Origin of the sequence: Radiobacillus kanasensis (genome assembly GCF_021049245.1) — a bacterium.
GTDB lineage: Bacteria > Bacillota > Bacilli > Bacillales > Amphibacillaceae > Radiobacillus > Radiobacillus kanasensis.
Window position 1 is genome coordinate 3,233,931 of record NZ_CP088020.1, and the last position, 11,587, is coordinate 3,245,517.

The 11,587-nt window shown below is 37.6% G+C and carries 10 protein-coding genes; all 10 read right to left on the minus strand.

The window, feature by feature from the left end; translation table 11 throughout:
- Positions 1 to 64: 64 nt before the first annotated feature.
- Entirely contained in the window at positions 65 to 1,090 is a 1,026-nt protein-coding gene (locus tag KO561_RS16635; RefSeq protein WP_231094401.1) for an ADP-ribosylglycohydrolase family protein, read from the minus strand.
- 25 nt (positions 1,091 to 1,115) lie between these two features.
- Entirely contained in the window at positions 1,116 to 1,658 is a 543-nt protein-coding gene (locus KO561_RS16640) for a hypothetical protein (protein ID WP_231094403.1), read from the minus strand.
- Positions 1,659 to 1,863: 205 nt separating this feature from the next.
- A complete protein-coding gene (locus tag KO561_RS16645) occupies positions 1,864 to 2,133 on the minus strand; it encodes a hypothetical protein (protein ID WP_231094405.1) in 270 nt (89 codons plus the stop codon).
- A 498-nt stretch (positions 2,134 to 2,631) separates the two neighbouring features.
- Positions 2,632 to 2,883, minus strand: a complete 252-nt coding sequence (locus KO561_RS16650; RefSeq protein WP_231094406.1) for a hypothetical protein — start codon at positions 2,881 to 2,883, stop codon at positions 2,632 to 2,634.
- Positions 2,884 to 2,897: 14 nt separating this feature from the next.
- Positions 2,898 to 4,298 (minus strand): hypothetical protein, encoded by a 1,401-nt coding sequence (locus tag KO561_RS16655; protein WP_231094408.1) that lies wholly within the window; start codon positions 4,296 to 4,298, stop codon positions 2,898 to 2,900.
- A gap of 263 nt (positions 4,299 to 4,561) precedes the next feature.
- A complete protein-coding gene (argH, locus tag KO561_RS16660) occupies positions 4,562 to 5,971 on the minus strand; it encodes an argininosuccinate lyase (RefSeq protein WP_231094409.1) in 1,410 nt (469 codons plus the stop codon).
- A gap of 27 nt (positions 5,972 to 5,998) precedes the next feature.
- A complete protein-coding gene (locus tag KO561_RS16665) occupies positions 5,999 to 7,684 on the minus strand; it encodes an ABC transporter permease (RefSeq protein WP_231094411.1) in 1,686 nt (561 codons plus the stop codon).
- Between the two features lie 5 nt (positions 7,685 to 7,689).
- On the minus strand, positions 7,690 to 8,787 hold the full coding sequence (locus tag KO561_RS16670) for an ABC transporter ATP-binding protein (RefSeq protein ID WP_231094414.1): 1,098 nt from the start codon (positions 8,785 to 8,787) through the stop codon (positions 7,690 to 7,692).
- Between the two features lie 21 nt (positions 8,788 to 8,808).
- A complete protein-coding gene (locus tag KO561_RS16675; RefSeq protein ID WP_231094416.1) occupies positions 8,809 to 9,936 on the minus strand; it encodes an extracellular solute-binding protein in 1,128 nt (375 codons plus the stop codon).
- A 16-nt stretch (positions 9,937 to 9,952) separates the two neighbouring features.
- Positions 9,953 to 11,125, minus strand: a complete 1,173-nt coding sequence (locus KO561_RS16680; protein ID WP_231094417.1) for an ROK family transcriptional regulator — start codon at positions 11,123 to 11,125, stop codon at positions 9,953 to 9,955.
- Positions 11,126 to 11,587: the final 462 nt, after the last annotated feature.

Below are 11,587 nucleotides of genomic sequence, written 5' to 3' on the forward strand. Positions count from 1 at the left end.
ATCAAGCCAGAACTGTGTTAAAATTCATACAATCTAATGTCCTTATCAAATATAAACTACTCCTTTACAAACTTCCATACTCTTCCACAATAGCCTTATTTGCACAAAACTCATAAAACTCTTTTATTAGTTGATCAACATCATGTTTTCTAACTATTTTTTCTAACCACACTTCTGGAATTCCATCCATTTTATAATACATCCCTGCCAATGATCCTGTTATGGAAGCTACCGTGTCCGTATCTTCACCTAGATTCACCGCTTTCAGAATAGCATCTTTAAATGAGGTTGTGTTTCCTAAACACCATATCGCAGCTTCAAGCGTATGAACTACATAGCCGTCTGATATAATTTTTTCTTGTGGTGTTCCAAAAAAGTCTTCATCTAAGATACGGTTATAGTGTTTCAACTCTTTTGAGTATTCATGATCTTCTTTGAAATTCTCTGTAAAAAGCTTATGTACATCTTGTAGTGAATTCTCAAGAGATCTATTATGATAAATTCTCAGTAATAGCTCCACATATATAATGGAACCTACTATTGCCCGAGGATGTGCATGAGTAATTTCAGTATATTTCTTTATAATCTCAGATTTTTTTACAAAGTCAAATTCATTATAAAGTCTGAAAACTAGCGGTGAGATTCTCATAATGGCGCCATTTCCATTATCATACTCAGATTGGCCACCGCATTTTTCAGGTGAAGTCCCATTTTTATAGTTAGTGATAGCATCAGCTGTAGTTCTTCCAATATCAAACATCTTTCCAAAAGGGGTTAAATACCCCTTATCTTGATATTGAACGAATTTTTTCATTAAATCATCTATAGTACCTTGCTCTTTTATATTCTCAGCCAAGCACAAAGTTAAAGAAGTATCATCAGACCATGTTCCTGGGGGTTGATTATATGTGCCATAACCTGTTACATCTTGAACATTAAACGTGCCTCTTTTCTTGAATTCAACAGGAACTCCCAGTAAATCCCCGATGATTCCACCATATAGAGTGGGTTTGACTTTTTCCTTAAAATTTAGAAAAAGAAAACTTTTACTGTCATCTTCCCATCTATCTATCATTCTTCTACCGGTCATATTTTCACCTCTCCTAGTCTATTTGTTAGTATGCTATCCCACCTTTACTTAATTTTCCTGTTGAAATATCTAGTTTAAAATTCACTCTATTTCTTCCAAATTTATCAATATGGTTGGTATCTCCATCGCAAACAATAGAAACATGTTCTGGTAGTTCCTGAAAAAACTTCATTTCGTACCCTTCTAGACTACTAATCTCATAAAGGTAATCTCCATTTAAATTTAAAGCAGTTATATTGGTTTTTTCCAATTGACTCATGATCAGAATGGTTTTATTGCTAATAAAATAACCAACATCTCTTAGCTCTTCTGTAGTAATTTTATTTATATGCCCATTGAAACTCCATTCTAGTAATCCTTTTGGTAAGTCATACATCATTAGCAAATTCCCATCAAAACTATAATAGTAAACCCTAGTTGAAATAAATTTTTCTCCTGTATCAATGATAATATATCTGTTAGTAGTATTCTCAGAAGCAGTAATTATATGGTCCAATTCAACACTCACTTTTTTATCAAGAAAAGACCAACTAACTTGGTTACTCTGATAAAACAACTTATCTATCATTGCTTACCTCTTTTCTATTTAAATAATGGTGTAAATAATCATTCCATCTATTGAGGGATTAGTAGTTATTAACAACATATGTAGAACTATAATTAATATCCTTTAAAAGAAGTAGCATTTTAAGGTTTATTCAATCTGGTAATCGATTGACGGGAGTAGGTTTTTGAGTAAACTATAAACCAAATGTTTAACCCATAAGGTGAAACTATATCAATTTCCCATACAATTTTTCTGCTTTGTGCATCTCTTCTAATAGTGGATTGTTATAATCGCTGTAACTGTCCATATAAGCTCTTACACCGCCAGCAATATTTAAATTATTAATACTATTTTCTTTTTCTAAAGCGATTAATGCCTTCTTATACCTCTCATAGATTAACTGAAGAACTCCACTTTTTATTTCAATAAAACACTGCTTTTCAAGTAATGCTATAACTATTTCTATTTGGGTTAATAATCCAGCTTTCTTATCCATAATGTCCTCCTACCTACCATGACCAATTCTTATTTCATTTAGCTATACTCAAAGTCTAGTATCAACTTCATAATTCTTAAGTTTAAAAGGGGAGGTTTAATATAACCTGAAGTGCCTATCAAGCTTTCCACTGATTGGATTTAATGAAAAATAGAAATCTGGATATAAGTTATTTTCTTTTACCCATTCAACAACGAAATATCTATATTAAGATGACCCTCAAATCTTGATATTCCTAGTTCATCAGATGAATGCAAACAAAACCGAATTGTTCCATCCTCGTTAAAACCGTCTAATTAATAAAATTAGTTTTTCATTTTCTATATATAGGTAATCTGTAATGTGTTTCTTAGTTTTTTCTACATCTTGTTGGTTAAATATCCAATTTATTGATTTTCGGAGTTTTTCTAATATCCTCAACCAAGTCAAAATTAATCTCTTAAAAAGAGAATGAAGCAACTTTTTATCAGTTGCTCCATGACTGCAATTATAATAATTTTAATTGTTAACTCTGTTATGTTTGCTTAAAACTAATTCATAAAAAAAATCAAATGCTTCATTTTCACTATTAGTTTCTTTAATTATATAGTGACCCCCCCGCTCTTTTGTTTTATAAACTTTCCACATACCCTTATCAAATGCACATCCCATTACAAGCGAAGCATCTGATATCTTGTCGAGCATCATAATATATTCACCTATGTTCAGTTTTTCAGATTCAAATCTTTTTAGAAACTCTTGCTTAGTCATGTTATTTTAACCTCCTAGTATTTCGGAATGATTCCAATCATTTCTAACATCTCAGCATTTAATGGTGTTACGATTTGTTCTGCTCCGCCATTCATTAGCTTCTCTCCCGTAGAACTATTTATCCACGGAGCAGCAGTACCTTTTACTCCATATGTTGCATCTGTATTTCCAATCACATTATTTATATTGTTCTGAAAGTCGTCGTAATGCGCCCTAAAATCTATAAAGTCTACATTAGAAATTGGATTCTTTCCATTTGCCACAATAACTTTATTTAACTCTTCAAGATTCCCATTTCTTATAGAATCAATAGCATCAAAATAAGATTCATTATCAAAAGTTCCAACGTGTCTTGCCGAAGGGTTTTCTAGATAAGGTATAGCACGTTGATCATAAGTGTATGGAATTCCATTATCAGGTAAAGTAGTGAAATTCTCTCCACCCTTTCCGCCAACTCTATCCCATTTTTCTGGTAATGGGTTACTTCTGTGAATTGTCTGGATTGAATCGTCAGCAAATCCCATCTTATCTGGCCAGTCTATATTCATTCTCCCATCAACAAATCCCTCTGGCTTCAAAAACTTCATGTCGGAGACAACAGTAACATCACCTTTTACATCAAATGCTGCATATGCTTCTTGAATCTTTGCGAATTTTTGTTCACTTGTTAAATCTGTTCGTTTGCCTATGTCATTGATATGGTTAAAGTATTCTCCTGGATTATTAAATGTAAGGCCCTTAGTAACCCTAACCCCACCAGCTTCCTCAACAAACTTCGCACCTTTCGTTAATTTTACCGCTTTATCGATACCTTTGGTACCCACTACGGCAAGCGCAACTTCTCCGAATGCACGTCCAAACCAATTGCCGCGGCTTTCGGCGTCGCCGTTGATGACGTCGTTTTCCCACGACTCAGCGATAGCATTCCAGATGTTTTTACTAGTTTCTACAGGATGTTGGACGAAATAGACGATTCCATTAATTGTTTCAACGGGATGGGTAACGATATTCCATAGACCCTCTACAGTAGAAACTACTGCGTCTACTATCCCATCAATAAATCCTGTTACGGAATCGGAAACCACGTCAAACCCTTCTTTAATTCGATCCCATATGGATTTCTTTTCGGGTTCTTTGAGTTCTAAGGAATTCACTTTTCGGTCAGCTTTTATGTAGAGTTCCATGGAGTGATCTAGGAAGCGATGCAATTCGTTTACATGTTCTTCTAACTCGCGGATTTGCTTAAGCGCTTCATCTAGACGTGGACTAATATTTCGTCTATGTAGGATATTTGGATCAATATGATATCGGATGGACGACAAGGAATTCTCTGCATGTCTCAATCGAGAGGCAATATCCCTTAAATCATGATCCACATATCTGACCCTATTTACTTTTATATCAATCTGCGACAAATCTTTTCCCCCTTTCTCATGACTATCATGACTACCCACAAACTGCATAAAGTTTTATAGATAATTCAAAATAAAAATCCGTCTAATATATATGAAAATTTTACCAAATAAGTAGCAAATAGATAATCATACGATAGTCACAAGATTGCGAGATGTTTTATAGGTATAAGTTCCTGCAATTCTTCTTTCATGGCACTTTATCACTAAAGTCTGACGGGTTACCGTGGAATTCTCAATAGATCAAAAAAAGACCTGCCCTTCAACTAGAGCAAGTCTTTTCTACGAGCCTCAATCATTCCTTTAACCATTTTAGGATTCGGTCCTCCTGTAATCTTCCTTTTTTCCACAAAAGATCTCGGATCAACAATTTTTTGCCAGTCCTCTTCGCTAATTTCCACATCTTTTAACCACTCATTAAGCTGATTAACATCTACCTCATACAATTCCTTCTCCATACTAGTTGCCTTTCTAGCCACAATACTTGCCTTTTGATGTGCTTTCCGAAAGGACACACCATAGTCCCGTGCCAAAACATCGGCTAATTCGGTAATCGTAATCATATTTTCTCGTGCTTGCTGCAAAGCTCTCTCTTCATTAAATTCCATGGTTAAAAGTACAGCTGTCATAAGTCGAATGACTCGCAGCCCTTTACGAAATCCCTCATATAAATGAGGCTGAAGATCGTCTTCCGTATCGTTAATATCCCCATATGGCGTATTGTGAATCATATGAAGAACCGTTAACCCTTCTCCAGCGACGCTACTGGATAGAGCACGCGAATGCTCGATGGAAACTGGATTTCTTTTTTGTGGCATAATACTACTGATTTGTACGTAAGCATCCGAAACCCGAAGTAAGCCTACTTCCTTAGACGCCATTCTTAAGAGTTCTTGAATCCATCTCCCCATGTTCGTCATCATGCTTATTAATGCCTGGGCAGATTCAATCAGATAATCCCCTGTTGCAATAGCGTCGTATGAATTTTCAACGAGCCCATCAAATTCTAGCAGCTCCGCAACTCGCTCTCTGTTAATAGGGAATCCGGTTGTCGTGATTGCCGCGGCACCCATCGGAGATTTGTTTACGGTAGAAAAGGCATTTTCCAACCTCTGAATATCTCTGCTCAAGTTGTCTGCTATCGCCAACATATAGTGACCAAAGGTTGTCGGTTGGGCAGGCTGTGTATGAGTATGTGCTGGCATGATTGTCTCGACATGTTCTTCTGCCTTTTCCAGGATAACTCGATAAAGGATGTCAGATTCTTTTACCATAGCCCTCAAATAATCGCGTAATACGATTCGATACATGGCCTCGCCCATATCATTTCGGCTCTTCGCAATATGCATTTTACCGGCTAGTTCATCCCCAATTATTTCCCCTATTTTGGACTCAACTAGGAAAAATAAGTCCTCATATTCAGGAGAATAATGGAGAGTTGATTTATCCAACTTTTCTACCTGGGCAATCCCTCTTAATATTTCGTTTGCTTCCGCCTCCGTTAAAATGTCCTGCTCCGAAAGCATCGTTGTATGCGCTTTGTGTATCGAGAACATCGCTTCAAAGAGATGTTCTCGCTGATCATAGAACACAGGCTCTAACAATTCCTCGATGTACATCTTACCAGGAAAATGCTTTCCGTCCCGTTTTTCAAATTCGTCTTTAAGCAAAACCATAAGCCACCCCTTCCGACACGCTACTATCTACAGTGAATTTTCTGTTTTAACTCCAAAAAACTTGGATGATACGAAAAGAACAATGGCGATTAGTCCGACCTGTATCATTCCATAAGCAGCTGCTTGACCAATATTAAACATTCTGAGTTGATTCATAATTTCAATAGAAATTGGTCGATTTCCAATCGTATATAATAAAACCGATGTAGGGAATTCTCCAACTGCCTGAACAAACGCCAATAATGTACCACTCAACACACCTGGCATGATGATTGGAATGACCACTCTTCTAAATGTATAGATCCATTTCGCCCCTAAGTTCTGAGCAGCCTCTTCAATTGAATCATCCATTTGCTCTAAAACAGCCGTTGTCGATCGCACGACAAGTGGTATAAACCTTATAAAATAGGCCAGCGGCAATATCCAAAACGTTCCTACTAGTATTTTCCCGAAAGAAAAAATGGAAGGCTGATTAAAGGCAAGAATGAGATTCATCCCAACAACTGTAGCTGGAAGAGCCCATGGAATCATGACTAAGATATCTAATAGGTTTTTCCCAAAGAACTTTCTTTTTACCAATGCATAAGAAGTAATAATCCCAAAAACAAAGACTCCTAAACAAGCAATAAACGCCATAATTAAACTGTTCCGAACGGGATCCCAGATTTCCGGATCATTAAATAATAATGCAAAATTCTCTAAACCAAATTCCTGTGGGTACGTCTGCCACGTCCAACCGCCCTCCGGAACAAGGGAAAGAATAAGTAACGTAACGTGCGGAAGCAGGAGCACAATCATTGCTAGGATCCCAATGGTGACCATCGACCATTTCAGAATAGGATTACTGACCTCGCTTCTATGCGCACCAATTCCTTTACTGGCCATCCGGTAGTCTTTACGATTTTGGAACCAACGCATAAATAATAGGAAAGAAATGGACACGGCCGAAAGAATCATAGACTGAGTAGCCGCCATTTCCAAGTCGCCATTTATTTTAGAAAAATAGATTTGTAAGCTTAAAACACGATAACCGCCAGCTAACAAAAAGGGAGCACTGAAAGATGCCATCGACACCATAAATACTAGTAACGAAGCCGCAACTAAACCTGGTGTTAACAGGGGTAATGTTACTTTAAAAAACACGTTAAAACGACTTGACCCTAAATTGTACGCCGCTTCCTCTAATGATGGGTCTAGATTATTTAATGCTGAGGATGTCGTCATATAAAAATAAGGATACATGGTGTACGCATGAACAATTAAAATACCTGCTACTCCACCAATGCTGAACGGAATTTCCGATAGATGTAGGAAGTCCTTAATCGCGTTGGGTACCAAACCCGCTTCCCCATATAAAAACATAAAGGCCATGACACCGACAAGCGAAGGAAGTACAATTGGCATAATGGCAACACTGGAGAAAAATTTTCGTCCAGGAAAATCATAACGATTAAAGATATAAGCTAACGGCACCCCTATTAATGCACTGAATAAAACAGACAATAAGGAAATATAGACAGAGTTCCAAAGTGCTTCTAAATTAGCCTCTGCTTTAGCCCCGAAGAAATCAGCGTAATTTTGGGGAGAAAAGGCACCGGCCTTTTTAAAACTTTCTATTAACGTTTCGATAGATGGATAAAGAACATATCCAACTAGAACTAAAATGATTGGTATGAGGAGTAATATCGTTTTCCTTTTTTCTGCATTTAGCATCTACATCACTCCCTTACCTTTGGAACGATTCGAATTTGATCTTCAGGTAACTGAACGTTAACCGTACTACCTTCATTAAAGTAAGTACTCGGTCCTCTGTTCAAGTCTGTAGCCATCACTCTTAAACCTGATTCAAATACAACGGTCGTGTGAACCGATGCCCCAGTAAATTGAACAAGTTCTACTTTTCCAGAAAATATATTCCTTCCACTTAAGGAATCGTTGCTTACCGTAACGGCCTCTGGCCGAATCGACATAACCAGTTCGTCATTAGGGTTTGAAAGCCCAATGTTTAATTCGGTATTTTTCACATAGATGTCTCTTTTCAATTCACTAGCATGATAGACAACTTGTTCATCCAAAAGCTTATCAAAACGAACGGATATTAAATTGGTTTCGCCAATAAATTCCGCTACAAAGTCATTGACCGGTTTCTTATAGATTTCTGTTGGTGTACCCACTTGTTGACATTCTCCAAAATTAAAAACGGCAATACGATCACTCATAGATAAAGCTTCTACTTGGTCGTGCGTTACATATATAGTCGTAATCTTGTAATTACGCTGCAGGCGTAAAATTTCATTCCGCATTTCATCTCTTAATCTAGCATCAAGATTACTTAAAGGCTCATCCAACAATAATATGTCGGGCTCAATGACAAGTGCACGTGCAAGGGCTACCCTTTGCTGCTGCCCACCACTTAATTGACTAACCTGACGACTACTATAATCGATTAACCGAACTTTACTAAGAACATCCTCCACTTTCTTTTTAATGTCACTCTTAGAAAGCTTTCTTACCTTTAACCCAAAAGCTACGTTTTCAAAAACAGTCATATGAGGGAATAGGGCATAGTTTTGAAAAACCATACCCGTATTTCTTTTTTCCGGTGGAACTGTTGTCATATCTTTATCATTAAATTTAACTTTTCCTTCTGATGGGTAATAAAAACCGGCAATCATTCTAAGAGTTGTTGTCTTCCCGCATCCACTCGGACCTAGAAAGGTAAAGAATTCGCCCTCATTAATAAGTAAACTTAGATCTTTGACTGCCGTGATATGACCAAACCGTTTTGTAATCGTTGACAAATCTACTACGGACACTATACAACAACTCCTCTGTACCTATTCTTCGCTTTTGTCTTTTTCTGTGTTTTTAATATTGTTATCCCAGTACTCCATCCACTCTGGGGATTTTTCTTGGAACGTTGCCCAATCTATATCCATTGGTTTAATTTCCGTTTCCGTAATCCAAGCTGGTAAATCTTCCACGTCACTACGTGTTGGGATACGGTAGTACGTTTCAGCCAATAATTTTGCCGCTTCCTTTGTATTTACAAACTCGTAGAATGCTTCAGCCGCCTTAGGATGTGGCGCATCTTTTACAATTGCAATACCTTCTGTTAGAACTGGAGTTCCACTTTCAGGAATCACATAATCGAAAGGATATCCTTTTTCTTCTGCCAACATGACCGTATCCGGCATGTTCCACACGGAAAGAGAACCTACGCCTTTTGCCACTTGGTTGTACATAATTTCTGGGTTTGCTGCGTATTCTTTTGTGTTTTCATCAAGCTTTGATAACCATTCATACCCTTCATCTGGGCTTTGCGTATCTTTATAGGTCCGATAGATGATTGAAGAATAAATAGTGCGCATTGTACCAGATGCTAACGGATAGCGAATAATAATCTCATCTTTCCATTTCGGATCTAGAAGATCATCCCAATCCTTAGGTGCTTCCTCTTCGGAAATTTCTTTCGTGTTGTACAAAATAACCTCTGGAGTGATAGAAGTCCCGGACCAATTCCAATCTTCATCATGGTACATCGGGTCTAAAGCATCTGCATAGGAAGGCTTATACTCCGCAAGTAATCCTTCGTCTTTGGCTTGATCGAAGTTAACTTGTGGCGCTCCCCACCATACATCCGCTTGTGTGTTATTTTTTTCAGATCGAATACGATCCAAAATCTCTTGGGAACCCATGTCTAAAAATTCCATGTCAATGCCATATTCTTCTTCAAACTGCTTTTCAAATTCACTTAAAATGTCTTTTCCGTGAGGTGAGTAGACGACTACCTTATCCTCTAATTCATTTGTACTCTCTTCTGACTCACCTGAGGATTCGTTACCTGACTTCTCTTCTTCGGATGCCTCTTCACCTGAACCTCCGGCCATACACCCAACTAATACAAACCCTAACGCCGCAACTAGCATACATGCTAAAAATACCTTCTCTTTAAAGACCTTCACATCTTTACCCCCTTGATTAAATATCCAAAATAAGGTCATTCTCCTTCAAAAACAATGCAACTGCGCCAATAATCCCTGCCTCTTTTCCAAAAGTTGTTGGTACCACTTCACAATCCTGTGGAGTAAATCTCTTGATAATGCCCTTCAACTTCTGTTCAAAAACCGGATATGAGTTGGTGACACCACCTCCTAAAATGATGATTTCCGGATCGAACAATGAAGCATAGTTGGCAATGGCTAATGCTAGATTTTCTATAGCTGTATCAATAATTGGCCCAACCTGTTTGTCACCTTGTTGATACAATTGAAAAGCCTCTTTTGCAGAGACTGGCTTACCAAGTAATTTGGACACTTGCGTCCCGATAGAGGAGCCGCCCGCAACACTTTCTAAAAAACCATACCCCTCATATACAGGATGATAGTTGGCAGCATGTTGGCGGTCTGTAACCATATAGCCAATCTCCCCAGCGCTATAATTACTACCTCTATATAACTGACCATTTAACAAAATCCCACTCCCAACACCTGTTCCAATCGCGACGTATATTAAATTAGAATGTCGACTCCCTGCACCCTTCCAATGCTCCCCTAATACGTTTATATTCACATCATTATCTATATAAATGGGAAAAGAGAATAATTCTTGTAATCTATCTTTGATAGGAAAACTCCTCCATTGTAGTGCGGGCGATTCAACCACGATCCCCTTTTCACAATTTGCGATTCCTGGTACTCCAACCCCCATCCCTAAAACCTTATCGCCATCGATATTCAGCTCTTCCAGCATCGCTTGAACATCATCTTTTATCCTTCTGAATAATTGCTGATCTTTAAAATCTGTAGTGGGAAATTCTCGATACGTACAGATTTCACCGTCTAGATTGGCTATCCCAGATACAACATTTGTTCCTCCAATATCTACTCCAACGATATAGGCAAAATCAGGATTGAAGACGAGATGAACTGGCTTCCTTCCCCCTACCGAAGTGCTTTCTCCACTACCAGTTTCATAGATCCATCCCTCTTCAATCAGTTGATCCACCAACGCAGACACCGTCGGCTTACTTATGTTCAACCGTTTGGAGATATCAACTCTAGAAGTTGGTTGATTGGCTCTTATTGACCCCAGCACGAGTTTTTTATTCATATTTTTTATATAAGCAGCATTGCCCTTTTGTACCTTCTTCATTGTTTAGCCCCTTAACATGTGGATTGTTTATTTATCTTCACATTTTTATGAAAACGCTTAATTTTGTTTGGTTAGTTTAGTTTATTAACCAACACTTCGGAGTATGACTTTTATTTTTGAAAATGGTATATTTACGCTTGTGCTTTGTTTTTCCCCCTTTCAGCATGCGTTTTTTCCCTCTCCACAGGCGAATATTCCCCTTCGGTTGTTTATTTAAGGAGGTGGTTAAATATCCCCAATTGGCCAAATACTCCAATTGAGTACTTTTAACTATTTTTCTCTGAGCACTATTTTGGAAAATAACTTCTATTTGGAAGACTATATATAAGAAATATTTTCTCGTGAGTATCATTTGAGGTCTATGACCATATACCTAAAGAATGAGAATCGACTTATTTGCAAGAAAAGAGGAAGAAGCGTGAGGATGTTTAAGAAAAAACGAGCAGAGAATCAATTTTGCTT